Genomic DNA, 26134 nt, shown 5'->3' on the forward strand with positions numbered 1-26134 from the left:
GTTATCGAACTATAAAAACAAAGCAGCCCACCTTAAGCACGGAACACCGCCTACCCAACGGTTAAACGCCTCATCTGACATTTCGTTACATTAAGCTAGGAATTTCTGCGCTATGTTCAGTGTCGTCCTAGCTCACAGTGCAACTCATAACGCATAACAACAATCGGAGGGGAACATGGAGTTTGATTACATCATCGTCGGCGGTGGCTCTGCCGGTTGCGCACTCGCCGCCCGACTCAGTGAAGACGCCAGCGTGAATGTTCTGCTGCTGGAGGCCGGCAAAGCCGACAAATCGCCACTGATTCATTGGCCCGTTGGTGTGGTCGCCATGCTCCCGCGCCCTTTGTACAACTGGGCCTATGAAACCGTACCGCAGCCCGGCCTCAACGGTCGCCGCGGCTATCAGCCGCGCGGCAAAGCCCTCGGTGGTAGCAGCTCGCTCAATGCGATGATTTACATTCGCGGCCATCAAACCGATTACGACGACTGGGCCGCCGCCGGCAACCCAGGCTGGGGCTGGAACGATGTACTGCCCTACTTTATTAAGTCCGAAGGCAATGAACGCGGCGCTAATGCACTGCACGGTGGCGACGGCCCGCTCTCGGTATGCGACGGCCGCTCGGGTTTAGCCGTCTCCGACCGCTTCGTCGAGGCCGGCCAGCAAGCTGGCTATGCCTTCAATCCAGACTTCAACGGTGCCGAACAAGAAGGCGTCGGTCTGTACCAACTCACGCAAAAAAATGGCCGCCGCTGGAGTGCCGCACGCGCCTACCTTGGCCCCGCCGAAGCAGAAAAACGCAGCAACTTAAAGGTGATGCCAGAAAGCCACGCCATGCGCCTAGTGCTAGACGGCAAAACCTGCACCGGTGTCGAAGTGTTACAACGCGGCCGCCCTGTCACCATGAAGGCCCGCAAAGAAGTCATCCTTAGCGCCGGCGCTTTTGGCTCACCGCAATTGCTGTTGCTATCAGGCATTGGCGCCGAAGAAGAACTCACACGCCATCAGATCGCCGTGCAGCACGAGCTGCCGGGCGTGGGCCAAGGCCTGTACGACCACATCGACTACATCTTGGGCTACCAGTGCCCACGCCCCGATGTGTTTGGCATCACTGCTGGCAGCGTGTTAAAAGTCGCCAGCGAGGCCCCCAAATTCTTTGCCGGCGGCCGCGGCATGATGAGTTCCAACTTTGCCGAAGCCGGCGCGTTTCTCCGTACCGACAAGCGCTTTAAGCGCCCCGATATCCAACTGCATTTTGGCGCCGCACTGGTCGAAGATCACGCGCGCAACCTGTACCACGACTACGGCATCTCTTGCCATGTCTGCGTACTGCGGCCCAAAAGCTCGGGCAGCCTCAAACTGGCCTCCGCCAACCCGCTGGATGCACCCCTGATCGACCCCGGTTTTCTCAATGAAGAAGCCGACCTCGACGTGCTCCTCAAAGGCACGCGCATGACGCAAGAAATCATGGAGCAATCGGCACTGCGCGAATACCGCGGCCGCTCGCTGCACAAAGAGGCCTATCTCACCGACGATCAGCTGCGCGAGCGCATCCGCCAGCGCGCCGATACCGTTTATCACCCCATCGGCACCTGTCGCATGGGCAAAGACGAGCTGGCGGTGGTCGATCACGAGCTGCGCGTCAAAGGCATCAACAACCTGCGCGTGGTGGACGCCTCGATCATGCCCACCTTGATCGGCGGCAACACCAACGCGCCATCAATCATGATCGGCGAAAAAGCCGCCGACCTGATCAAAGCCAGCTAAGCACCCTTGGTGTGGCGTGCCCAGCACGCCACACAATTTCTTTATGCAAAGCGCAACGCACGCTTCTATCCTTGTAAAGAAATCAGCACCTCGACCGAAACAAGCACAGTCGGAGTGCAGCGCAACCGTTGAGCCATTACACTTGGCTCAGTCGGGCGTTGATCAACCCAGCAGATCAGCCCCTTTTCGCGTTAAGGAGTAAGTGTGGATCTCGCAACCATCGTTGGCCTTATTGGCGCCTTGGGGATCATCCTCGCCGCCATTGTTTTGGGCGGTGACCCTAATTCATTCATCGATGTCCCCTCCGTACTGATCGTTTTGGTCGGCTCACTGTTTGTGGTGATGGCCAAGTTCAGCCTTGGGCAGTTCTTGGGCGCGGTCAAAGTAGCCGCTCGCGCGTTTGCCTTTAAGCTGCCCAGCACCGAAGACACCATTGCCGAACTGGTAGAAATCGCTGGCATTGCGCGCAAAGAAGGCGTGTTGGCGCTGGAGTCCCGCGAATTCAGCTCACCGTTCTTAAAGAAAGGCATGCAGCTATTGATCGACGGTCAAAGCGCAGAAACCGTGCAAGAACTACTCAACAAAGAGCGCATGCTGACCAACCAAGAGAACAAACTCGGCGCCAAAATCTTCCGCGCGCTGGGCGACGTCGCCCCAGCCATGGGCATGATCGGTACCCTGGTCGGCCTGGTACAGATGCTGGCCAACATGTCTGACCCTGCCGCGATTGGCCCGGCGATGGCCGTAGCACTGCTGACCACCCTCTACGGTGCCATGATCGCTAACATGTTTGCCCTGCCGGTTGCCGACAAGCTTGATCTGCGTGCTGGCGATGAGTCACAAAACCAAGCCCTGTTGATCGACGCTATTTTGTCGATTCAAGAAGGCCGCAACCCACGCATCATCGAACAAATGCTGCGCGCCTACTTACCGACAGCTAAGCGCGATCTACCCGCGCCCGACGCTGGAGCCTAAGGAGCCACCATGGAAGAGCCGCAAGACGATCCACCAGCAGGCGCCCCCCTGTGGCTGGCCACCTTTGCCGACTTGATGTCGCTTTTGATGTGCTTCTTCGTCTTGCTTTTGTCGTTTGCCGAAATCGACGCGAAGAAATTCAAGCAAATCGCCGGCTCACTGCAAGTAGCCTTCGGCGTGCAGCGCGATGTTTACGCGCTGGACGTCCCGATGGGCACCAGTGCCATCTTCGATAAGTTCTCGCCAGGTAAGCCGGAAGAAACGCCGCTTGAAATCGTGCGTCAGGTCACCAGCCCCGAAGACCCCAATCTGGAGACCAACACCAGCCAAATCTTGAAAGAAAAAGAGCAACAAGAAACCGAAGAAATCACCAAGCAGATTGAGCAGCTCACCGCCAGCCTGCAGGAAGAAGTTGCCCAAGGCCGCATCACCATCGAGCAAGAGCCCAAGCGCATCATTGTACGCGTCGAGGAGAAAGGCTCGTTTCAATCGGGTTCGTCTTACGTCACCGATGCCTTCTTCGACATGCTGCTGCGCATGGCCGATGTTTTAAGTGAAATTGAAGGCACGATCACCATCGAAGGACACAGCGACAACATTCCAATCAGTACGGCCATGTTCCAATCTAACTGGGACTTATCCGCCTCGCGGGCCGCCGCTGTGGCCAACGTGCTGCTGTCGAGCGAGAAGCTCGAAGCCACGCAGTTTCGCGTGTCCGGCTTTGCCGACACCAAGCCACGCGTAGATAACGACACACCAGAAAATCGAGCGCTGAACCGCCGGGTTGAGATCATCATCGATAAAACCAACGGCGAAGGTCACGACGAAAGCAAGCAAGCACTGGGCGATGCGATTCCGGATGACTTCCGTGACAGCATCGACATGCAATAAGGAGCGCGGAATGAAACGCACCGTTATCGCCGCGCTCAGCCTTTGCCTTAGCCTTGGCGCCTATGCCGGCAACCACAAAGACAAAGAAAAAGGCAAAGACAAGCACACCGAATACACCGAGCAAACTAGCTCAACGCAACTGCCCAGCATCAACCATGAGCAGATCCGCGATATCTTGCTCGGTCAGCGCGAAGCTATTGGCCCGACCAAGGCATTGCCGCCTGGCATGCAAAAGCGCTTAAGCAAAGGCAAACCGCTGCCACCCGGCATCGCAAAACGCTTTTCACCGGATGTGTTAAGCAAACTGCCGCGCTACCCCGGCTACGACTGGGAAATGGCCGGCACTGATGTCGTCCTCGTCGAAACCGCCAGCCGCGTGATTAGCGATGTACTGTACGGTGTGTTGCAGTAGCACCAATAACGCTTTAGCTGTTGTCACGAAACAAAGCGATCAAGTGGTCAGCGATAGCGCCCTTGATCGTTTGCCGACTCAACACCGATAAGTGCTCTAAACGATCGAGTCGGATGCGGTGCAAATGCAATGACGGCAAACGCGATTCGTACTCTCGCAGATCGCCCTTGATCAGCACAGGTAAAAAAGTGTCACCGGCAGCCCGGTAACGCGCCACCAGCTCTTTTAACCCCTCGCGAAAGGGCAACTCCTTAGAACCGGCCAGACGATTCAAGCCGGGCACTTTCAAGTACAAGCCCGCATGCCCCATGGTTTCGCCGGGCATGATATGAATCCCGGTTTCCTCGACCGCCTCTTCTGGAATGTCATGCAGGGTGTCATGCCAATTTCGCTCATCCGGCAAAATGGTCAGACTGCCTCGATCCTCATCCGGCACTACAAAGCTGTATGAGGTATACAGCTTTTCAACAAAACCCGAGTAAATGCACAGCCTGTTCTCAAAACGCAGCAGAAACTCAATAGCTTCGCGACGATTGCTGATAGAGCCCAAGTCCCACTCTAAGTGCGACTCAGTCTCCAGCGCGGCCCAATCATTGGGCAGGGTTAATACAGCAGTCATAGCCTAGATTCCGGTCAGCGATATCGCTAACTGGCAATAATTGCGCCAAGCCGCTTAGGCAGCATATATAGCTAATCGCGATTAATAGCACAGCGCCACCCTGCCCCAAAATGTCACATCTCGTCCCTAACCCGCTTATATCAAGCTGGCGAGTTCAGCCTGTGCTTGGCGCACCCCCTGCGCAGCGGCCTGTTCGCCCATGCTTTGGCCTTCAGCATGGATAAACTGCACATCGTGAATACCGAGAAAGCCCAAGACAAACTTCAAGTAACCCTCTTGGTGATCGCTTGCCTGGCCCGCATGCACACCACCACGCGCCGTCAGCACCACGGCACGCTTACCGGTCAACAAGCCGACAGGGCCTTGCTCGGTGTATTTAAACGTCACCCCTGCCCGCGCCACGTGATCTAGCCACGCTTTTAAGGTGCTCGGAATACCGAAGTTGTACATCGGCACGGCCAACAGCAACACATCGGCGGCTTGTAATTCTGCGATCGCCGCATCCGAGCGTGCCAAGGCATGCTGTTGCGTGTCGCTAAGCGTGTCGCGCGGCTGAGTCCAGGCGGCTAACAGGTCTAAATCCAAGTGCGGCAGCGGCTCTTGTGCCAAATCACGCACCACCACTTGCGCATGCGGCTGCTGTGTCAACCATTGATCGGTGAAGCGCTGAGTCAACTCCCGTGACACGGAACCTTCTTGGCGGGCACTGGATTGGACAATCAGTAATTTTGACATCGGTTAATCCTCACATTGTTGGCTGTCGTGAGCAGACAATAGAGGGGGAAAAGCCGATTAAAAAGCGCAATTAATGCAATGTAACTATCAACAAAAACGATAACTCGCGTTAGTCAGAAAAAAAACAGGGCGCACAAGGCGCCCTGCTTTATGCAGCAATGAAACTTAAGAAGCGAAGGTCAATAGCACCCCTGCCGCCACCGCTGAACCAATCACACCGGCCACGTTAGGGCCCATGGCGTGCATCAGCAGGAAGTTCTGCGGGTTTGCCTCAAGACCGACCTTGTTCGACACCCGCGCCGCCATGGGCACCGCTGAAACACCGGCCGAACCAATCAGCGGGTTGATCGGCGTCTTGCTGAACTTGTTCATGATCTTCGCCATGATCACACCCGCTGCCGTGCCGCCACAGAAAGCCACCATACCCAGCACCAAGATGCCGAGGGTCTTCATGTGCAAGAACGCTTCTGCAGACAGCTTAGCGCCAACGGTTAAGCCTAAGGCAATGGTCACAATGTTGATCAAGGCATTGCGTGCGGTGTCAGCTAAACGCTCAACCACGCCAGACTCACGCAGTAAGTTACCGAAGCAGAACATACCCACCAGCGGCGCAGCATCTGGCAGTAACAAGCCAATCAGCAGACACAGCGCGATCGGGAAGATGATCTTCTCGGTTTGCGTGACGGGGCGCAGCTGCGTCATTACGATCGCGCGCTCTTCCTTCGTGGTCAGCGCGCGCATGATCGGCGGCTGCAGCAAGGGCACCAACGCCATGTAGGAGTAAGCAGCCACGGCAATCGGGCCTAGTAGGTGATCCGCCAATTTCGATGTCACGAAGATCGACGTCGGACCATCTGCACCACCGATGATTGCAATGGATGCTGCTTCCTGTAGGGTGAAGTCCATACCTGGAATGCCCAAGGATGCCAGCGCCAACGCACCCAGCAAGGTACCAAAGATGCCAAACTGCGCCGCTGCACCCAGCAATAGCGTTTTGGGGTTAGCCAACATCGGACCGAAATCCGTCATCGCTCCCACACCCATAAAGATCAGCAGCGGGAATACGCTGGTCGGCAAGCCGACTTCATACAACAAGTGCAAAAAGCCCACGCCCTCAGCCATATGGGCGCCGGGAATGTTAGCCAGCACGCCACCAAAACCGATGGGGATCAGCAGCAAAGGCTCAAAGCCCTTTTTAATCGCCAGATAAATCAAGCCCGAGCAAATGCAGAGCATGACGAGCTGGCCCCACTCGAGCTGATACAGCCCCGTGCCATGCCATAACTGTAGCAACCTATCCATACAGCCCCCCTTAAGCGATGGTCAGCAGGGTATCGCCAACGGACACGGCATCGCCGACCTTGACGTTTACACTGGCCACACTGCCGGCCTTGAAGGCACGGATTTCGGTTTCCATCTTCATCGCCTCGAGGATCATCACCAACTCACCCTCTTCGACTTCTTGGTTTGGCTGTACCAACACCTTAAAGATATTGCCGGCCAAAGGTGCAGCCTGCGGCTCACCGTCAGCGGAGGCAGCGGCTACCGGTGCAGGCGCACTGTCCGTGGTAACGCCCACGGCCTTAATGCCGCTGACATCGCCACCTTCGGCGACTTCCACCACATAGCTCTTACCGCTCACATTAACCGTGTAAACCTCGGGCTTACCGGCTTCGCGAGCAACCGTTTCTAGGCCTGTCGGCACCGGCTCGAAGGCGTCGGGGTTACCGCGATTCTCTAGGAACTTCATCCCGATCTGTGGGAACAGCGCCACGGTCAGTACGTCGTCGATGACGTCGTCAGCCAGCTTGATGCCCTTGGCCTTGGCTTCGGCGGTCACTTCTGCGGTTAGCTTATCCATTTCTGGTTCAAGCAAATCTGCAGGACGGCACGTGACGGCCTCTGCACCATCCAGCACCCGCGCTTGCAGCTCAGCGTTGTAAGGCGCAGGCGCGGCACCGTATTCGCCTTTAAGTACACCGGCGGTTTCTTTAGTGATCGACTTGTAACGCTCGCCCGTTAACACGTTGATCACCGCTTGTGTGCCAACGATCTGGGAGGTTGGTGTCACCAACGGAATAAAGCCCAGATCCTCACGCACACGAGGAATCTCGAGCAGCACTTCATCAAACTTGTCTGAAGCGCCCTGCTCACGCAGCTGGTTTTCCATATTGGTCAGCATGCCGCCAGGCACTTGCGCAACCAAAATGCGTGAATCAACACCACGCAAATTGCCTTCAAATTTGGCGTACTTCTTCCGCACATCGCGGAAATACGCGGCAACTTCTTCAAGCAGGTTGAGATCGAGACCAGTGTCGCGATCGGTACCTTGCAGCATCGCGACCACCGACTCGGTTGGCGAGTGGCCATAGGTCATCGACATCGACGAAATCGCGCTATCCACGGTATCTACACCCGCTTCAACGGCCTTCAATATAGCGGCGGTGGAGAGACCGGCGGTGGCATGGCAATGCAGCTGTACCGGAATCGACAAGCTGCCCTTCAAGCGGGATACCAACTCAAAGGCCAAGTACGGGGTCAGGATGCCCGCCATGTCTTTAATGGCCACGGAATCCGCGCCCATGTCTTCAATCTTCTTGCCCAGATCAACCCACATATCCAGCGTATGCACAGGGCTGGTGGTGTAAGAAATGGTGCCTTGGGCGTGTTTGCCCTGCTGCTTAACCGCTTTAAGCGCGGTCTCGAGGTTGCGCGGATCGTTCATGGCGTCAAATACGCGGAACACATCCACACCATTGATCGCGGCACGCTCAACAAACTTGGCCACGACGTCATCGGCATAGTGGCGGTAGCCCAGCAGGTTTTGGCCGCGCAGCAGCATTTGCTGACGCGTATTGGGCATGGCTTTTTTCAGCTGACGGATGCGATCCCATGGATCTTCGCCGAGGTAACGGATGCACGAGTCAAACGTCGCACCGCCCCAAGACTCCACCGACCAAAAGCCGATTTTATCGAGCTTGCCAGCAATCGGCAGCATGTCAGCCAAACGCATACGCGTGGCCAGAATCGATTGATGCGCGTCGCGCAGTACTAAATCCGTGATGCCAAGCGGCTTTTTCGCTTGAGTCATGAACACTTCCCCCTCAATAAAAACGATCAGCCGCGGCGAGCGCGGTGTTGGCTTACGGCAGACTGAATAACGGCAAGCAATTCAGCATCTTGTTCTGGTGCCTTGGCCGTGGCGCTGCGCATCTTTGGCGCCGCTTTAACCACAGGTGCCGGAGCGGGCAAAAAGCGCGTCACCAACAGAGACATCAGGCGGGTGGTGAAAATCAGCAGAATCAGGAAGGCAAACACAATCCCCATGCCCAATAGCATGAGTTCAAAGCCTACCAAGAGAAGCTCATTGTCAGACATGAACAGCCCCCAACGGTGACGGTGTTACAACCGCACTTCATTATTAGGTCGTGACCAAAACACACGCTTCAGTCACTCAAGAAAAACGTCAGAACCTTACCCCAGCCCCCCGCCAGTGGCAAACCTCACCGATCAATTTCCGACGTATTTGTGCAAAAAAACGACACCACCGCCCTCGAAGCGTCACTCACAGGCACTAACCCTATGATTTATAACAACATCACACTGGCTAATCCGAGGAAGATAAAAAAGCCGCCACTGTCGGTAATCGCCGTAATGATCACACTGGAGCCGATCGCTGGGTCACGCCCAAAGCGCACCTGCAGCATAGGAATCACCACGCCCATCAAGGCCGCCAGCAACAGGTTCAGGGTCATGGCCGCCGTCATCACCAGACCCAGCCAGGCACTGTCATACAGTAGCCACGCCGCCAACCCCAGCACACTGCCCCAGATCAAGCCATTGGCCAAGCTAACGCCCAATTCCTTAAACAGCAGGCGTCGTGTATGGCCCGTATCCACCTGATCCAACGCCAAGGCACGCACGATCATTGTGATCGTTTGATTACCGGAGTTACCGCCAATACCCGCGACAATCGGCATCAAGGCGGCCAACGCCACTAACTGTTCAATCGTGCCCTCGAAGGCGTCAATCACACGTGATGCGATAAAGGCGGTGACTAAATTGACAGCCAACCACGCCCAGCGGTTACGCACTGAGCGCCAGACACCCGCAAAGATATCTTCTTCTTCACGCAAACCGGCGCGATGCAGCGCTTCTTGCTGGCTTTCTTCACGAATATGGTCGAGCACATCATCGATCACCAAACGCCCCACCAAGCGCTGCTGATGATCTAGCACCGGCGCGGTAATCAGGTCATAACGTTCAAAGGCCTCAGCCGCATCGTCAGCTGCATCTTCGGGATGAAAGGTGACGGGCTCTCGCGCCATCACCTGACTGACCAACTGCTCAGGCGCACTGAGCAGTAAACGACGCAGCGGCAACACGCCAGTGAGCTGGCCCTGTTGATTGACCACAAACAGCTTATCGGTCGGCTCGGGCAAGGCCTGACTGCGGCGCAAGTCTTCGAGCACGCTCGCAAGACTCACATCCTCGCGAACGCTAGGCAGCTCAAAGTCCATCAACGCGCCCACTTGATCCTCTCGATAGGCCAATACCGAGCGCAAGCGTGCGCGGCGCTGCACATCGAGCGTTTCAAACAATTCGCGCAGCGCGGCACGCGACATGTCTTGCGCTAAGTCAGCCAAATCATCCGGCGCCAGATGTTCCGCGACCTGCTGAAGGACGGCGGTATCGACATTTTCCAGCAAGTGCTCACGCACCGCATCGGACACCTCCAACAGCACTTCGCCGTACAGCGCAGGCTGCACGTGCTGCCAAACTAACAGACGCTCATCCAATGGCAGGGCCTCAAGCACATCAGCCACGTCAGCGGGATGCAGCGGCGCTAAACGGCGCTCAAGGTCGACCAACGCCTGCCGGTGACTCAGCAGTTCGACACGATCGGTCTGCAAACCTTGTTGCCGCTGGGCGAGATCGTCTAATCGATGCAAGCGCGCCAAAGCGTCACGCACTTCATCAACTCGACTTTGTTGCGAGGGAGATACCGCAGGCTTGCTCATGCCCTGCTCCTAATCACGTAAACCCGAAAGGCGAGCAGTTTAGCGAGATGATGCTAAACCAACGCTGAATAGCTCGTATCGTGACGTGTGCAGCATGACAAAAACAGCAGACAAAGAAAAAGGCCTGCATTTCTGCAGGCCTTTCCTATTTGGTGCACCAGAGAGGATTCGAACCTCTGACCGCTCGGTTCGTAGCCGAGTACTCTATCCAGCTGAGCTACTGGTGCATTTCGTGGTGCGCATTATAGAGTGTTACGCTTCACTGTCAAGCAAATTTTTCTAGTTTTTTCAGTAACCTACGTGATTCCTGAACACTCTAAAAACTTACTCACTTTTTCACTTTAGACCTAAGCCTAAAACGAGAAAAGGGATGGCGGTGAGGGAGGGATTCGAACCCTCGACACCCTTTTGAGGTGTACTCCCTTAGCAGGGGAGCGCCTTCGGCCTCTCGGCCACCTCACCGCAACAGGGGCGCATTCTACCCATGTTTATCCCGATTGCAAAGCAAAAAAACCAACAAAATTAGTGGTTTGGTTCGCCTTCCTTTTCTTTCTGGATGCGCTGATAAATTTCTTCACGATGCACCGCAACTTCTTTCGGGGCATTAACGCCGATACGCACCTGATTGCCCTTCACGCCGAGGACAGTAATGGTGACTTCGTCACCAACCATGAGCGTTTCGCCAACTCGACGAGTCAGAATTAGCATTTCCTTATCTCCTTTCCTTTTCAGGAATATTTAGTCTGCAAAAAGTAAGTCACTCAGGTGGGCAGTTATCCCTGCCTCTTAGGAGTATTGTCTAGCCTGCGCAAAAGGAAAGCCGGCGGCCGACAAACAAAAAAGGCGCGAGCTCAATGCATCGCGCCTTTTAGGGTTGAGTTAGCCAGCCTGAACAGGGCTATCCAACTCAAAAGCAGAGTGCAGTGCACGCACGGCTAACTCTAAATATTTCTCTTCAATGACGACCGAGACTTTGATTTCAGAGGTCGAAATCAGTTGGATATTGATGCTTTCTTTAGCCAGCGCTTCAAACATCTTGCTCGCCACACCCGCATGCGAACGCATGCCAACACCCACGATCGACACCTTAGCAATGTTGGTATCGCCCACGCACTCACGCGCACCGATCTCACCTGCAGTTTTCTTTAAGATTTCCAACGCGTTGTTGTAATCATTGCGATGCACGGTGAAGGTGAAGTCGGTGGTGCCGTCTTGCGAGACGTTCTGCACAATCATGTCGACTTCAATATTAGCTGCACTCACAGGGCCCAAAATCTTAAAGGCCACGCCCGGAATATCCGGCACGCCACGAATAGTCAGCTTGGCTTCGTCGCGATTGAAAGCGATACCGGAAATGATCGGCTGTTCCATGGATTCCTCGTCATCAAGGGTAATGAGGGTGCCCAGACCCTCCTTGAAGCTGTGCAGCACGCGCAGCGGGACATTGTATTTGCCGGCGAATTCCACCGAACGAATTTGCAGCACCTTTGAACCTAAGCTGGCCATTTCCAGCATTTCTTCAAAGGTGATTTTTTCTAGGCGACGAGCTTGCGGCACGACGCGCGGATCGGTGGTGTAGACACCATCAACATCGGTGTAGATCTGGCATTCGTCGGCTTTCAACGCTGCCGCCAACGCTACGCCTGTAGTGTCCGAACCGCCACGCCCCAGCGTGGTGATGTTGCCTTGCTCGTCGACACCTTGGAAGCCAGCCACTACCACAACACGGCCTTGCGCCAGATCGGCACGAATACGCTCGTCATCAATCTTTTGGATGCGCGCTTTGGTGTGCGCACTGTCGGTCAAAATACGCACCTGATTACCGGTGTACGACACCGCCGGCACGCCACGCTTTTTCAGCGCCATCGCCAACAGACCAATAGTGACCTGCTCGCCTGTCGAGACCATGACATCCAGCTCACGCGGATCTGGTTGTTCCATCACCGATTTAGCCAATTCGATCAGGCGGTTGGTTTCGCCACTCATGGCAGAGACCACGACCACCAGATCATCGCCGGCTTCACGGAACTTCTTTAGTTTTTCAGCCACAGCTTCGATGCGATCTACCGAACCCACCGAGGTGCCGCCAAACTTCTGTACGATCAGTGCCACTGCGTATCCCCTTGCAACACGCGCCCTCCCCAGCCTTTTACAGGCGCGCTCGGCGGGCGTGGGCCGAGCGCCAGAAAATCAACCGGCGACGAACGCCGCAGCCAACGCCAAGGCGCTGGGCAACGCAGCGATATCGGTACCGCCACCTTGCGCCATGTCTGGACGGCCGCCGCCTTTACCACCAACAGCCGCCGCCGCTTGTTTCATCAAGTCGCCGGCTTTGTACTGCTTCGCTAAATCTTGCGTCACACCAGCCACCAGCACGACTTTGTCATCCAGCACGCTGCCCAACAAAATCACCGCGCTGCCCAGCTTGTTTTTGAGCTGATCAACCAAGGCCAGCAAGGCTTTGCCGTCTAGACCATCAAGCTGAGTCGCCAGCACGTTAACGCCATTAATTTGCTGGGCTTCAGCGGCCAGGTCATTACCGGCTGCGCTGGCTGCTTTGGCCTTGAGCTGCTCGAGCTCTTTTTCCAGCGCGCGGTTACGCTCCAGCAACGCAGCCAGCTTATTCAGCACGTTATCGCGCGAGCCTTTAACCAAGCTCGCCGCTTCTTTGAGCTGCTCATCGGCATTATTCAGGTAGATCAACGCCGCCGCGCCGGTGACCGCTTCAATACGGCGCACGCCAGCCGCCACGCCGCCTTCGCTCACAATCTTCAATAAGCCGATATCGCCGGTACGCTGCGCATGAATACCGCCGCACAATTCCACCGAGTAACCGCCACCCATGGTCAGTACACGCACGCTGTCACCATACTTTTCACCGAACAACGCCATAGCGCCTTTGGCTTTGGCGGTGTCGATATCGGTGACTTCGGTTTCAACCGCGCTGTTTTTGCGAATCTCAGCGTTGACCTGATCTTCCAGCGCTTTAATCTGCTCAGGCTTGATCGCCTCAAAGTGGCTGAAATCAAAGCGCAGACGCTGACTATCGACCAAGGAGCCCTTCTGCTGCACGTGCTCGCCGAGCACATTGCGTAGCGCCGCATGCAGCAAGTGGGTGGCCGAGTGGTTGAGTGCTGTCGCGCCGCGCACGCCAGCATCCACATTAGCTTTAATGCTCGCGCCAACCGCAAGGCTGCCCTGCGCGACCACGCCATGGTGCAGGTGCGCACCACCGGCTTTGGTGGTGTCGCGCACATCAAAACGCACGCCAGCACCTTGCAAGCTACCGCAGTCGCCCACTTGACCGCCTGATTCGGCATAGAACGGCGTGGCATCGAGCACCACCACCGCGTGATCGCCTTCACTCAGCTGCTCGACGGCTTGGCCGTCTTTGAACAGGGCGACAATCGTGCCGCTGCCTTCCATCGCGCTATAGCCATCAAAGCGGGTATCGGCATCGACCTTTACTAAACTGTTGTAATCCAAACCAAAGTTGCTGGCCGAACGGGCACGCTCACGCTGAGCGTCCATTTCTCGCTCAAAGCCGGCTTCGTCAATCGACAGCTCGCGCTCACGGGCGATGTCTGCGGTTAAGTCCATCGGGAAGCCGTAGGTGTCATACAGCTTGAACACCACGTCACCGGGAATGACGGCGCCTTGCAGCTCAGCCAAATCTTGCTCAAGAATCTTCAAGCCTTGCTCAAGCGTCTTGGCGAATTGCTCTTCTTCATTCTTAAGCACGCGCTCGATTTGCGCTTGTTGTTGACGCAACTCAGGGAAGGCTTCGCCCATCTCAGCCACCAACGCAGCGACGATCTGGTGGAAGAACGCACCTTTAGCGCCCAGCTTGTTACCGTGACGACACGCGCGGCGAATGATGCGGCGCAGCACATAACCACGCCCTTCGTTGGACGGAGTCACGCCATCGGCAATCAAGAAACTGCACGAGCGGATATGGTCGGCGACCACTTTCAACGAGGCCTGACTGTCATTGGCACAGCCAATCGCCTTGGCCGCGGCGCTGAGCAAGCTTTGGAACAAGTCGATCTCGTAGTTAGAGTTCACGTGCTGCAACACAGCACTGATCCGCTCCAAACCCATGCCGGTATCCACCGACGGCGCGGGCAACGGGTGCATCACGCCATCAGCCGTGCGGTTGAACTGCATGAACACGTTGTTCCAGATTTCGATATAGCGGTCGCCATCTTCTTCTGGCGAACCGGGCGGGCCGCCCCAAATGTGTTCACCGTGATCAAAGAAGATCTCAGTACACGGACCACACGGACCGGTATCACCCATAGCCCAGAAGTTATCCGAGGCATACGGCGCGCCCTTGTTGTCACCGATACGCACCATGCGTTCAGCCGGTACGCCGACTTGTTGCGTCCAGATGTCGTAGGCTTCGTCATCGCTGGCGTACACCGTGACCCACAATTTTTCTTGCGGCAGGTTTAGCCATTGGGCGCTGGTGAGAAACTCCCACGCATAGTGAATCGCGTCGCGCTTGAAATAGTCGCCGAAGCTGAAGTTGCCCAGCATTTCAAAGAAGGTGTGGTGACGGGCGGTGTAGCCGACGTTTTCCAAATCGTTGTGCTTACCGCCGGCGCGCACGCACTTCTGGCTGGTGGTGGCGCGGGTGTACGCGCGCTTTTCAAGCCCTAAGAAACAGTCTTTAAACTGATTCATCCCTGCGTTGGTGAACAGCAAGGTCGGGTCGTTAGCCGGAATCAACGAGCTGGAGGCAACGCGGGCATGGCCCTTTTCTTCAAAGAAACGCAAGAAGGCTTCGCGAATTTCAGCGCTTTTCATAAATCCTTTCCAGACAGGCACGCGCCAACGGCGGCGAAAAAACAAAGACGCGCATTATAGGCGTACTTTTACCGCCCATGCACGAGAGCCACGGGGATAACCGCTGGGTTTTACCGGCTTTTCGTCGCCTAAAGGCCAAGAAAACGGACTGAGCGGCCGCCTTACAGCGGCACGATCAACAGCCCCGCGCGCAGGCCGTTTTTAACCTTGGGGTTGGGGAAGATAATTCGCGCGCCCGGCTCTTCCACCACAAAACGCTCACCACAGTCTTCGGCCAACAAATAGCCTTCGGCCAGTTCAGTGAAGTTTTCCACGTTGTCCGCCAAGTGCAGGCGGAAAGACTCGCTGTGTTTGATCACTTCGCGCGCCACGGTATACAGCTGCATGGCTTCGCTGTCATAGCCATCAGCATCCACCTCGGCGCCACTGATCAAGGTGCGCAGCATCTGCTCCATCGCCGTCAGGTCAACGTCTTGGTTGTGGCCAAATGGACGGGCCTTGCCCAGTTCGATGGTGAACGACTCAGCCTGCAAGTGAGCTGCCGTAAAAGCAGAGAAGGTATTGGCGTGGCGGTTTTGCAGCAGCACCGTCTCGACCGCGCCGGCTTGCAAGCGCGCCAAGGCGGATGTGCGCACCGGGCGGTTTTCAACGAAAGGATACAGGGCGAATTTTTCTACGCGTGAACCACGAATCGCCGTGTGCAGGTCGTAGTGCATACGCTCGCGCTCTGCGATTTCTTCGGGTTCGGGCTGGTAAAACGCCGTGCAGTACTTTTCCAGCGCATCGGCGCGCAGCGCTTCGCTGCCTTCGGCCATCTCGTGACGACCGCTGAACAAGCGGTTTAAGTCTTCACTTAAATAGCGCTCGCCTTTGCGCATGGCGTCTAGATTGCCGAGCACGAACAACACCCGCGTGCCGACTTTGAGTTGGTTGCTGGCAATCGCCACCAAGAGGCGATCGAGCAGTTCGATGGGCGCCGTTTCGTTACCGTGAATGCCGGCCGACAGAATCAGGTCGCGACCACAGTCATCGGCCGCTGGCGGATCAACTTCCAGCACACCTTCAGCGCGCCAGATTAAGCGGGCGCCTTGGGCGTTAATTTGGATTTTTTCGCAGGGCTCGCGCCCGCCTAGGGATAGTTCGAGAAACTTGCCCAGAGACAGCATGGGGCATCCTCCTTAACGAGCGGTCAAAGCCGCCGCCGGTGGCCGCCTGCTGACGGCTAGCACCGCGCAGTGAACGCTGGGCGAGCCACGCTCAACCCAGCAGGGATAGCATGAGTTTAGTGGCTATGCGCCGGATCGTCACAGCCGCAGCCAGGCAAACAGTCGTCGCCGTCATCGGCGGCTTCCATCGCTACTTGCAAATTCAGCTGATTGACGGCTTGCGGGCGCACCACCAACACGGGGATTTGCTCTTCGCTCTCGTGGGCTTCGGCGTAAATAATCACCCCGCCTTTGCCGTCAGACTCCAACCACACGTCACGATCGTTCAGGCGTACACCTAAGCGGGCGGTATGGGTGGCTTGTTGTTCACCGTTTTGGTTTTCAAGAATAATCGGCAGGCTTTCCATGGTGGGGCTCACTTGGGTCATACGCGCTGGAAGGAATAAACCGATCCGAGGGCCAAAATCTGGGTTAGCTCATCCAGTGCACTGCGGCACTCAACCAGCAACTGCGGATCGGCAAGGTCGGCTTCACTAAGGCGGTCACGGTAATGTTTGTCGACCCACGCGACAAGGGTGTCGTGCAGCGAATCGCTCATCAGTACGTTCGGGTTAACCGCGGCTAACTCTTGCTCGTTCAGCGCCACGCGCAAACGCAGGCAAGCAGGGCCGCCGCCGTTTTGCATGCTTTGCTTGAGTTCAAACACTTTTACTTCGGCGATCGGGCCGTTGCTCGCCATTTGCGCCTGCAAATAAGCCCACACATTGGCGTTCTGACGGCACTCATCGGGCACCACCAAGAGCATGCGGCCATCCGGGCGCGACAACAGCTGGCTGTTGAACAGGTACGACTGCACCGCATCCTGCACGCTCACCTCGGCAGACGGCACGCACAGACTGGCGAATTGCCCACCGACAGCGGCCAATTTATTGCGCAGCTCGTCGAGCACCTTGTCAGTATCGAGGAAGGCTTCTTCGTGATGGAACAACAGCTCTGCATTACCCACCGCGATAACATCGTTGTGGAACACGCCTTGGTCGATCACGGCTGGATTTTGCTGGGCGTAGACCACGCCGCCTTCATTGAGCCCATGCAGACGAGCGACCGCTTGCGAGGCCTCTAAGGTTTGCCGGGCTGGATAACGCTGCGGCGCGGGGTAGCGCGGATCAAACGCGCTGCGACCGAAGACAAAAAACTCAACGCCTGCGTTGCCGTAGCCGTTGCAAAAGCGCGTGTGATTCGCTGCGCCTTCATCACCAAACTGCGCCACCGCCGGCAAAGCGGCGTGATGGGCAAAGTGGCTATCGTTGGCGAACATCGCCTGCAAAATCCGCGAGGTCAGCGGGTGCTCGATAGAACGGTGAAACTTGCAATTCAAGTTGGCTGCAGTGAAGTGCACCTTGCCGTCCGCGGTATCGGCACTGGGGCTGACGGTGGCAGCGTTGGCTGTCCACATACTGGAGGCCGACGAGCACGCCACCAACAGCGGCATAGCTTCTTTGGCCGCCTTGCTGATCACCTGTGCGTCGGTACCGCCAAAGCCTAGGGCACGCAGCGCGTTCACATCGGGGCGCTCTTGCGGCGCCAGCACGCCTTGCTGAAAACCAAGGTCTTTCAAGGCCTTCATCTTGGCCAGACCTTGCTTAGCCGCCTCACGCGGGTTGGAGGCGACTTGCGAGTTGCTTTGCGAGGCCACGTTGCCGTACGACAAACCACCGTAATTGTGCGTTGGCCCGACCAGACCATCGAAATTCACTTCAAAAGCATTCATCACAACGTCACTCCGGGAGTTAAGGTCGCAGGCAGGCTGACACTGTCAGCCTCTAACGAGGCCACGGGATAGGCGCAATAATCGGCGGCGTAATAGGCACTGGCGCGGTGATTACCCGAGGCGCCAATGCCACCAAACGGCGCGCTGCTGGCCGCGCCGGTCAGTTGTTTGTTCCAGTTCACAATGCCAGCGCGGCTTTCCAGCAAAAACTGCTCATAGCGCTCACGCGAAGGTGACAGCAAGCCAGCCGCCAAGCCAAAGCGGGTGTTGTTGGCTTCGGCAATGGCCGCATCGAAATCGGCATAGCGAATCACTTGCAGCAGCGGGCCGAAGAACTCTTCGTCTTCACGCCCTGCCACGGCGGTCACATCAATAATGCCCGGGGTCAGCAGCGCGGCGTTGACCTCTGGCTGCGTCATCGCCAGCAGGCTCGTGGCACCAGCTGCCTGCAAACGCTGCTGGGCGCTGATTAAGTCAGCCGCGGCCTTAAGCGAAATCACCGAGCCCATAAACGGGGCCGGCTCAGCGTCAAACGCGCCCACCTGGATCTGCTGCGCAACCTCAACCAAACGCGCCAACAAGCGATCGCCCCAAGCGCCTTGCGGCACCAACAAACGCCGCGCACACGTGCAGCGTTGGCCGGCCGAAATAAACGCCGACTGCACGATGGTGTAGACGGTGGCGTCTAAGTCGGGCATTTCTTCGACAATCAGCGGGTTATTGCCGCCCATCTCCAACGCGAGGATTTTTTGCGGCGCGCCGGCAAATTGCTGATGCAGGATATTGCCGGTGGTGCTGGAGCCGGTGAAGAACAAACCATCAATATCGGCATGCGCCGCTAACGCCACGCCGGTATCGCGTGCGCCTTGCACCAAGTTCAGCACGCCGTTTGGCAAGCCGGCTTCGGCCCAGCAGCGCACGGTTAACTCAGCAAAGCGCGGGGTCAACTCGCTGGGTTTAAACACCACGCAGTTACCCGCCAGCAAGGCCGGCACAATATGGCCATTCGGTAAGTGGCCAGGAAAGTTATACGGCCCAAACACCGCCACCACGCCGTGCGGTTTATGCCGCAGCACGCTTTGCGCATCGCCCAAGGGAGCGGCACGTTCACCGGTGCGCTCGCGGTAGGCGGTGATCGAAATCGCCACCTTATTGACCATGCTGGTCACTTCAGTGGCGGATTCCCACAGCGGCTTGCCGGTTTCTTCGCCAATGGCTTGGGCTAATTCGCTGGTGCGACTTTTCAACAGCTCGGCAAAACGTTCTAGATAAACAATGCGCGCCTCAACACTCAAACGAGCCCAAGCTGGGAACGCCGCACGCGCGGCTTTAACCGCCGCATCCACTTGCCCAGCACTGGCTTGCAGGCCTTGCCACAACAGGGCTTGGCTTACTGGGTTGAGCGACTGCAACGGTGCACCCTGCCCAGCCAGCCATTGGCCGGCGATGAAATGAGTCGACATGCTTAAACCTCCCGAGCGGACAGCGGTACAGCGCGTACCTGACTGCCAGCAGACAGCTGTAAACGACGGGCCGTAGCGGCATCCACCACCAAGGCCCCCGCAGCCACTTTGGCCGCTGCCGCGGTGATGCGGCAGCCCGCGCGACTGCGGTTAGAAATCAAATAAGGCTTGGCATCGGCACTTAACGAGCCCACCTGCAAGACCAACACTTGCGAGTCGCGCACGGCACGAATCTGGCTGCGCTCGCACTCAATCGCCGGGCCTGCGTCAAAAATATCGATGTAGCCCTGATAGCGGAAACCTTCGCCACGCAGCATGGCCAAGGCCGGCTCTGTCTGCGGGTGCACCTTGCCCAGCACATCGCGCGCGGCCTCGGTTAAGAAGCAGGTGTACAGCGGGAACTTGGGCATTAGCTCAGCAATAAAAGCTTTATTGCCGACGCCGGTGAGGTAATCCGCCTGCGAGAATTCCATCTTGAAGAAGTGCCGACCGAGGCTTTCCCAGAACGGTGACTTGCCTTGCTCGTCAGACATGCCGCGCATTTCTGCGATCACCTTGTCGCCGAACAACTCAGGGAACTCGGCCATAAACAAGAAGCGCGACTTAGAGATCAGTCGACCATTGAGACCAGTGCGCGCCTCCGGATGAACAAACAGCGAGCACAGCTCACTGTGGCCGGTCAGGTCGTTGGCCAGAAACAGGGTTGGAATCTGGCGATGAATGTTCAGCTCTTGCGAGGCACTCACCGTCAACCCGACCCGAAAGTTGTACCAAGGCTCGCGCAGGCCTACGGCGGCCATCAAACCACTGATACCGAGCACCTTGCCGCTGTCGTCTTCGAGCACAAACAGGTAATCGCAATCGGCTTGCTCGGCTTCGCCGGCGAAGGCTTTTTCTGCCCACGTCAGGCGCGAGCGCAAACGTTCTTCGTTGGCAGGCAGGCTGGTGACGCCAACGCCGGTGCTTTTGGCCAGCTCAATCAAGGCTGGCAGGTCGCTCATTTTGGCAGGACGAACAATCATAACTACCCCTTACACCGCGACCAGGCGAACGTTTGAGCCTTTTTCCACGCCCAAGGCTTCGGCCTCTGCGACCGACAGCGTCACTGGGCGACCCGGTGCCCAATCCAGCGTGGCAACAATGGCGCGAAAATCTTGCAAGCGCCCGTGAGAAACCAAGTACGGCCGCCCGTTGGCGCCGTGCTCGGCGATATTCACCGCCGCCAAGCGGCTCTGTGCGATCGAGCGAATGCTATCGCAGCGCGCATGCAAGGTAGGGCCGCCGTCAAAAATATCGATGTAGTGATCGGTCTCAAACCCTTCGCGCATCAAGATATCGAAATTGATCTCGGCCCCCGGATGCACTTGCCCCATGGACTCTTGCGCGGCGTCCGACAACAACGGCACGTAGATGGGGTAGCTCGGCATCAATTCGGCCAAGAAGGTGCGGCTTTTTTGCCCGCAGAGAATCTCTGCTTCTTCGTAGCTCATGTCGAAGAAGTTGCGGCCAATGGCATCCCAAAAAGGCGACTGCCCGGTTTCATCGCTGTAGCCCACGATCTCGACCACCACCGCATCGGCAAAGCGCTCGGGGTGGGTCGCGATAAACAGCAAGCGAGCGCGCGAGTTAAGCTCGGCGGCGCTGTCATCACGCTGCGCCAGTGCCGGATCGACATAAAACGAGGTCAGCAGGCTATTGCCTGTGAGGTCATGACAAATCGACAACACGTGACTTTTGTTATGAATCTTCAACTCACGCGAGGCGTGCACGAAGGTTTCATTACGAAAGCTGTAAAAGGGTTCGGAATAGCCGGCAGCGGCAACCACACCGCTGCAGCCGAGCAACTCGCCGCTATCGCTATCCTCGAGCACGAAGAAATAGCTTTCTTCGCCATTGAAGCTAACGTCCGAGGTGTACGACGCCTCAGAGGCCGCGATCTTTTCCCGCAGGCGCTCATCGTCATCCGGCAGCGACGTCACGCCGATCAAGCTGGCAGCCGCCAACTTACGGACTTGCGCCAGATCGGACAGTTGCGCAGGGCGCATTACCAGCATTGGCATTCCTCCCAAGGTGGGCAGAAGCGCACTGGCCCCTGCCCGATTAAAGCCAAATCAACCAGCGACGACCTTGGCCACCGCACGCTCTAAGCGCGCTAAGCCTTCGTCGATCTCTTCGTTTGTAATGACCAAGCTCGGCGCCAAACGCACGACGTCTGGGCTGGCTTGCAGAATCATCAAGCCTTCGGCTTCGGCGGCGTTCATAAAGTCTTTGGCGCGGCCTTGGTAAGCCGCAACCAGCGGACAGCCGATCAACAAACCCAAACCACGCACAGTGTCGAACACCGCGTACTTGGCATTGATCGCCTCAAGCCCTGCTTTAAAGCGCGCATGGCGCTCGGCAACACCGGCCAAGCACTCAGGCGTACTGACCACATCAAACACCGCCTCAGCCACGGCGCAGCCCAGCGGGTTACCGCCGTAAGTGCTGCCATGAGTGCCTACGCCAAAGTGCGCGGCAACCTCATTGGTGGTGAGGATGGCGCCAATCGGAAAACCACCGCCCAAGCTCTTAGCGCTGGAGAGGATGTCCGGCGTCACGCCGTAATGCTGGTAGGCATACAGATGGCCGCTGCGGCCCATGCCGGTTTGTACTTCATCGAACACCAGCAGCGCGTTGTGCTGATCACACAGGGCGCGGACGCCTTCCAGATACGCTTGATCGGCTGGCAGGATGCCGCTTTCGCCTTGTACAGGCTCCAGCACCACGGCGCAGGTTTTGTCCGAAATTTGTGCTTTGAGGGCGTCCAAATCATTGAACGGCACATGGCTGATGCCTTCGAGCTTAGGGCCGAAACCATCGGAATACTTAGGCTGACCACCGACTGTGACGGTAAACAAGGTACGACCGTGGAAACTGTTGGTCGCTGCGATGATCTCGCACTTCTCAGGGCCAAACTTGTCGTGCGCGTAGCGACGCGCCAGCTTGAAGGCCGCTTCGTTGGCCTCAGCCCCGGAGTTGGCAAAAAACACCTTGTCCGCAAAGGTCGCGCTGGTGAGTTTTTTCGCCAAACGCAGCGCAGGCTCGTTAGTCAGTACATTGGAAACGTGCCAAATCTTTTTCGCTTGCTCGGTCAGGGCATGCACTAAGGCGGGGTGATTGTGGCCCAGCACCGTGACGGCGATACCGCCGGCAAAGTCGATCAGTTCGCGACCGCTCTGATCCCATACTCGCGAGCCATCGCCACGCACGGGAATGAACGCCGCGGGGGCGTAATTAGGCACCATGACTTGGTCAAAATCGGCGCGTTGCACCGGCATCTCTGATACGGACATTGCTAGCTCCTGTCGCAAGCGTTGACAGTGGATTTAAAGATTGTAGGGGCTGCTCAGCGGGGGGCCTTGCCGCTATGCGACAACTTGTTACACCGCACATTTGACCCGCGCTTGGCCGCTTAATACGCACAGCCGCGCGCCATTTAACCGCAGTTCTGCCGCGCGCTGGTGTTTTTCTGCCAACGACAACAAAACGCACGTTAATGGTGCGCATTTAACTGAAAACCGCGCCCTAGGCACAGGCACGACACCGACCGAAGACCGGGTTAGCGCTCTGGCGCGACCGCTGCTACACCTTCAACGGCACCACTGGCGCGACGCTGATTGCGGTCGTCACGCGGGGTCACCCCAAAGAAGTTGCGGTAAGCACTGGAAAAGTGCGGCCCCGAGGAAAAACCACACGACAAACCAATCTGAATAATCGATTTACTGGTTTGCAGCAGCAACTTGCGCGCGCGATTCAGGCGCAGCTCCAAGTAATACTGGCTCGGCACACGGTTGAGGTATTGCTTGAAGATGCGCTCCAGCTGGCGGCGTGAGACACACACGTGCTGGGCAATTTCGTCGGTGGTCAGCGGCTCTTCAATATTGGCTTCCATCAGCATCACCGCTTGGGTGAGCTTAGGGTGCGAGGAGCCCAAACGGTTACGCAGCGGAATACGCTGACGCTCGCCGCCATCACGAATACGCTCGACCACTAATTCTTCCGACACCGAACCGGCGAGCTCGCCGCCGTATTCACGCCCCAGCAGTGCCAAGGCCACATCCAAGGTGGCCAAGCCGCCACAGGCGGTCACGCGTTGTTTTTCCCATTCAAACAAATGGGTGGTGGCAATCACCTTGGGGAAGCGCTCGGCAAAGTCATCTTGCCAGCGCCAGTGCACAGCGGTGCGCACCCCATCGAGCAAGCCCAGCTGTGCCAGCACGTAGACCCCGGCCGACACCGCGGTCAGCGGAATAGACGCCCGCGCCGCCTGACGCAGCGCATTGGCGGCCGCGCTGGCGACCTGCGCCATGGGCTCGTCGGCCAGCACGATGATGCGATCGAAGTCATCGATATTGGCTGGGATCGCCGCGAATTCGATACCGGGGAAGCTCAGCGGCGTATCCCCGCCTTCTACGGCCCACCAACTGCAATGCAGCATGGATTCCTTGCTCAGACGACCAGCCACGCGCAGCGCTTCATCGAGAAGCGCCAGCGTCAGTGGCCGCGTTGAAGGCCAAACGAGAAATCCAATACGTTTTGCAGGCATGTGCTTACTTTAGGCTACCGGAGAGAAATTGTTGCAGTCGTTCAGAACTGGGGTTGGCCAACACTTCACGCGGGCAGCCTTGTTCTTCAACGCGGCCCTGATGCAAGAAGATCAGCTGGTTCGACACTTCACGGGCAAAGCCCATTTCATGCGTAACCACCACCATGGTACGCCCCTCTTCGGCCAAGTCGCGCATCACTTTGAGCACTTCGCCAACCAGTTCCGGGTCTAGGGCTGAGGTTGGCTCGTCGAACAACATCACTTCCGGCTCAACCGCCAAGGCGCGGGCAATCGCCACCCGCTGCTGCTCGCCACCGGACATGTGCGAAGGGTAGGCGTCTTTGCGATGCGCCACGCCGACTTTGTTGAGGTAGTACTCGGCCTTTTCTAGCGCGTCTTTCTTCGACACCCCAAGCACATGCACGGGTGCTTCAATGACGTTTTCCAGCGCACTCATGTGCGACCACAAGTTGAAGTGCTGGAACACCATGGCCAAGCGCGAACGAATGCGCGCCAACTGCTTGGCATCGGCGGCTTTGAGTTCGCCGTGTTTGTTTTTGACCAGCTTGAGCTCTTCACCGTTGAGCACGATGCGCCCTTGGTAAGGCTGCTCCAGCAGATTAATACAGCGCAAGAAGGTGCTCTTGCCCGAACCACTGGAGCCGATGATGCTGGTCACATCGCCGGCTTTGGCCGTCAGGGTGACGCCCTTCAGCACCTCATGGCTGCCGTAACGCTTGTGCAGATCGTGAACTTCAAGTTTGTACATGGTCATTTCTCGCATTAATCGCTGAGCAGACGTCCGTGACGCAGCGTTGTTTCACCGGCCACTTTGGCCAACCATAAACCCGGTAAGGCATAGCGCAGACGCTCGCGGGCGTAGAGCACGCCATCGGTATGACAACACACCACACTGACGCGATCATTCACTGGGTCCACCACTTCAAAGACCGCTTCGCCGGCCTTTAGCACAGCGCCCAGCGGCTTAAGAAAACTCACCACCCCAGCATGCGGGGCAGATAAATAATCAGCACCGGCAAACGGCCGTGCTGGCGCTGCACCTGCGGCTAAAGCCGGCCACTGTCCGGCGAGCAAACCTTGCTCGGCCAGATAAGCCAATATCGCTTCGGCATCGGCCGCCGCTTGTGCAGGATCGGTATCGAGCATGCCGCGCAGCTCAAGGGTGCTGGCCACACACGCCATGTCGATAGGCTTATCGGCAAAGCGCTGCGCCAAGCGCGACCACGGCAGCGAGCAAGCCTCGTCGAATGATCCACCGCCGGAGTCCTCTGCCAGTAAGCTCATGCCGGCGCCCAAGCGGCGCGCCAGCGGCTCTACCTGCGGCCACAATGCTGGCAAGGTGTAGAGCAATAAAATCGACTCAAAATCGCAATGCAGGTCGAGCACCACATCGGCATCACAAGCGTGCGTCAGCAACAGCCGACGCAAGCCTGCTAACTCCGAACCTGCGGCGGGCAAATCGGCCAGCGCTTGGCGCATGGCTTGGCGGATCAGCGCCGTGTTGGCGGCGGCATCGCTGCTTAATTGCGGCGCGACACGCTCACCGACCAGCGCGGCCAAATCGCTAAATTCACGATTGAAATTGGCCCCACTGTGCAGCTCAAAACGCCCTTGCTGGGTGGCGTACACGGCCTGCGCCAAGCCAATCGGATTGGCCACCGGCACCAGCTCGATCGTGCCCAGCAATTGGCCGGCCGCTTCCAGCTCACGCAAGCGCTGCTTAAGCGCCCACGCCACACGCATCCCCGGCAGCTCGTCGGCATGCAGACTGGCTTGGATATAAGCCTTGCGCACGCCACTGCCGTCGCCGTCAGCCGCGGGGCCAAAGCGAAACACGCTCAGCGTGCGCTCACTGCCCAAGCTGCCCCACGGCAAGGTGTGGTCAATCCGCTGCATCGCTG

Annotated in this window: 23 protein-coding genes and 2 tRNA genes; 4 read left to right on the forward strand and 21 right to left on the reverse strand. The window is 57.4% G+C overall.

The features are described from left to right. Positions 1-175: 175 nt before the first annotated feature. The 4 genes from MKI83_RS12190 (at position 176) to MKI83_RS12205 (ending at position 4043) form a co-directional block, all read left to right on the forward strand. Positions 176-1765: a GMC family oxidoreductase gene (locus MKI83_RS12190; protein ID WP_241586635.1), complete on the forward strand. Its 1590-nt coding sequence runs from the start codon at positions 176-178 to the stop codon at positions 1763-1765. 204 nt (positions 1766-1969) lie between these two features. Further along, entirely contained in the window at positions 1970-2740 is a 771-nt protein-coding gene (gene pomA / locus MKI83_RS12195) for a flagellar motor protein PomA (RefSeq protein ID WP_241586644.1), read from the forward strand. A gap of 9 nt (positions 2741-2749) precedes the next feature. Beyond that, positions 2750-3631 (forward strand): MotB family protein, encoded by an 882-nt coding sequence (locus MKI83_RS12200; protein WP_241586646.1) that lies wholly within the window; start codon positions 2750-2752, stop codon positions 3629-3631. 10 nt (positions 3632-3641) lie between these two features. Next, positions 3642-4043 carry an anti-virulence regulator CigR family protein gene (locus tag MKI83_RS12205; RefSeq protein ID WP_241586648.1) on the forward strand — a complete coding sequence of 134 codons (402 nt, stop codon included), beginning with the start codon at positions 3642-3644 and terminating at the stop codon, positions 4041-4043. A 13-nt stretch (positions 4044-4056) separates the two neighbouring features. Here MKI83_RS12205 and MKI83_RS12210 read toward each other — a convergent pair whose 3' ends face one another. The 21 genes from MKI83_RS12210 to MKI83_RS12310 form a co-directional block, all read right to left on the reverse strand. Further along, a complete protein-coding gene (locus tag MKI83_RS12210) occupies positions 4057-4662 on the reverse strand; it encodes a hypothetical protein (RefSeq protein ID WP_241586650.1) in 606 nt (201 codons plus the stop codon). Between the two features lie 135 nt (positions 4663-4797). Further along, positions 4798-5397, reverse strand: a complete 600-nt coding sequence (locus MKI83_RS12215; protein ID WP_241586652.1) for an FMN-dependent NADH-azoreductase — start codon at positions 5395-5397, stop codon at positions 4798-4800. Positions 5398-5562: 165 nt separating this feature from the next. Continuing rightward, positions 5563-6699, reverse strand: coding sequence for a sodium ion-translocating decarboxylase subunit beta (locus MKI83_RS12220; RefSeq protein WP_241586654.1), 1137 nt, complete (start codon positions 6697-6699; stop codon positions 5563-5565). A 10-nt stretch (positions 6700-6709) separates the two neighbouring features. Then, positions 6710-8488: a sodium-extruding oxaloacetate decarboxylase subunit alpha gene (oadA, locus tag MKI83_RS12225; protein ID WP_241586657.1), complete on the reverse strand. Its 1779-nt coding sequence runs from the start codon at positions 8486-8488 to the stop codon at positions 6710-6712. A 26-nt stretch (positions 8489-8514) separates the two neighbouring features. Beyond that, positions 8515-8775: an OadG family protein gene (locus tag MKI83_RS12230; protein ID WP_241586659.1), complete on the reverse strand. Its 261-nt coding sequence runs from the start codon at positions 8773-8775 to the stop codon at positions 8515-8517. A gap of 209 nt (positions 8776-8984) precedes the next feature. Beyond that, on the reverse strand, positions 8985-10418 hold the full coding sequence (mgtE, locus tag MKI83_RS12235) for a magnesium transporter (RefSeq protein WP_241586661.1): 1434 nt from the start codon (positions 10416-10418) through the stop codon (positions 8985-8987). Between the two features lie 150 nt (positions 10419-10568). Next, positions 10569-10645 (reverse strand) — tRNA-Arg (locus MKI83_RS12240). Positions 10646-10789: 144 nt separating this feature from the next. Then, positions 10790-10880: transfer RNA gene (locus MKI83_RS12245), tRNA-Ser, on the reverse strand. Positions 10881-10940: 60 nt separating this feature from the next. Next, the gene (gene csrA, locus MKI83_RS12250; RefSeq protein WP_241586663.1) at positions 10941-11126 is read right to left on the reverse strand and encodes a carbon storage regulator CsrA; all 186 of its coding nucleotides are present in this window, start codon (positions 11124-11126) and stop codon (positions 10941-10943) included. 171 nt (positions 11127-11297) lie between these two features. Then, positions 11298-12530 carry an aspartate kinase gene (locus tag MKI83_RS12255; protein ID WP_241586665.1) on the reverse strand — a complete coding sequence of 411 codons (1233 nt, stop codon included), beginning with the start codon at positions 12528-12530 and terminating at the stop codon, positions 11298-11300. A gap of 78 nt (positions 12531-12608) precedes the next feature. Continuing rightward, complete coding sequence (gene alaS, locus MKI83_RS12260) at positions 12609-15227, reverse strand: alanine--tRNA ligase (RefSeq protein ID WP_241586667.1); 2619 nt, start codon at positions 15225-15227, stop codon at positions 12609-12611. 161 nt (positions 15228-15388) lie between these two features. Then, positions 15389-16393, reverse strand: coding sequence for a succinylglutamate desuccinylase (gene astE, locus MKI83_RS12265; protein WP_241586669.1), 1005 nt, complete (start codon positions 16391-16393; stop codon positions 15389-15391). 116 nt (positions 16394-16509) lie between these two features. After that, positions 16510-16800: a GTPase gene (locus MKI83_RS12270; protein ID WP_241586671.1), complete on the reverse strand. Its 291-nt coding sequence runs from the start codon at positions 16798-16800 to the stop codon at positions 16510-16512. 17 nt (positions 16801-16817) lie between these two features. After that, on the reverse strand, positions 16818-18164 hold the full coding sequence (gene astB / locus MKI83_RS12275; RefSeq protein ID WP_241586673.1) for an N-succinylarginine dihydrolase: 1347 nt from the start codon (positions 18162-18164) through the stop codon (positions 16818-16820). Further along, complete coding sequence (gene astD / locus MKI83_RS12280) at positions 18164-19627, reverse strand: succinylglutamate-semialdehyde dehydrogenase (protein WP_241586675.1); 1464 nt, start codon at positions 19625-19627, stop codon at positions 18164-18166. The genes astB and astD overlap by 1 nt, the downstream gene beginning before the upstream one ends. 2 nt (positions 19628-19629) lie before the next feature. Beyond that, positions 19630-20649, reverse strand: a complete 1020-nt coding sequence (astA, locus tag MKI83_RS12285) for an arginine N-succinyltransferase (RefSeq protein ID WP_241586677.1) — start codon at positions 20647-20649, stop codon at positions 19630-19632. Between the two features lie 9 nt (positions 20650-20658). Beyond that, complete coding sequence (gene aruF, locus MKI83_RS12290; protein ID WP_241586679.1) at positions 20659-21681, reverse strand: arginine/ornithine succinyltransferase subunit alpha; 1023 nt, start codon at positions 21679-21681, stop codon at positions 20659-20661. A gap of 57 nt (positions 21682-21738) precedes the next feature. Then, positions 21739-22959 (reverse strand): aspartate aminotransferase family protein, encoded by a 1221-nt coding sequence (locus tag MKI83_RS12295; protein WP_241586681.1) that lies wholly within the window; start codon positions 22957-22959, stop codon positions 21739-21741. Positions 22960-23225: 266 nt separating this feature from the next. Further along, the gene (locus MKI83_RS12300; protein ID WP_241586683.1) at positions 23226-24212 is read right to left on the reverse strand and encodes a GlxA family transcriptional regulator; all 987 of its coding nucleotides are present in this window, start codon (positions 24210-24212) and stop codon (positions 23226-23228) included. A gap of 4 nt (positions 24213-24216) precedes the next feature. Continuing rightward, entirely contained in the window at positions 24217-24981 is a 765-nt protein-coding gene (locus MKI83_RS12305) for an ABC transporter ATP-binding protein (RefSeq protein WP_241586685.1), read from the reverse strand. Positions 24982-24995: 14 nt separating this feature from the next. Beyond that, a complete protein-coding gene (locus tag MKI83_RS12310; protein ID WP_241586687.1) occupies positions 24996-26129 on the reverse strand; it encodes a succinylglutamate desuccinylase/aspartoacylase family protein in 1134 nt (377 codons plus the stop codon). Positions 26130-26134: the final 5 nt, after the last annotated feature.

It is taken from the genome of Atopomonas sediminilitoris (assembly GCF_022601735.1).
In the GTDB taxonomy this organism is placed as follows: domain Bacteria; phylum Pseudomonadota; class Gammaproteobacteria; order Pseudomonadales; family Pseudomonadaceae; genus Atopomonas; species Atopomonas sediminilitoris.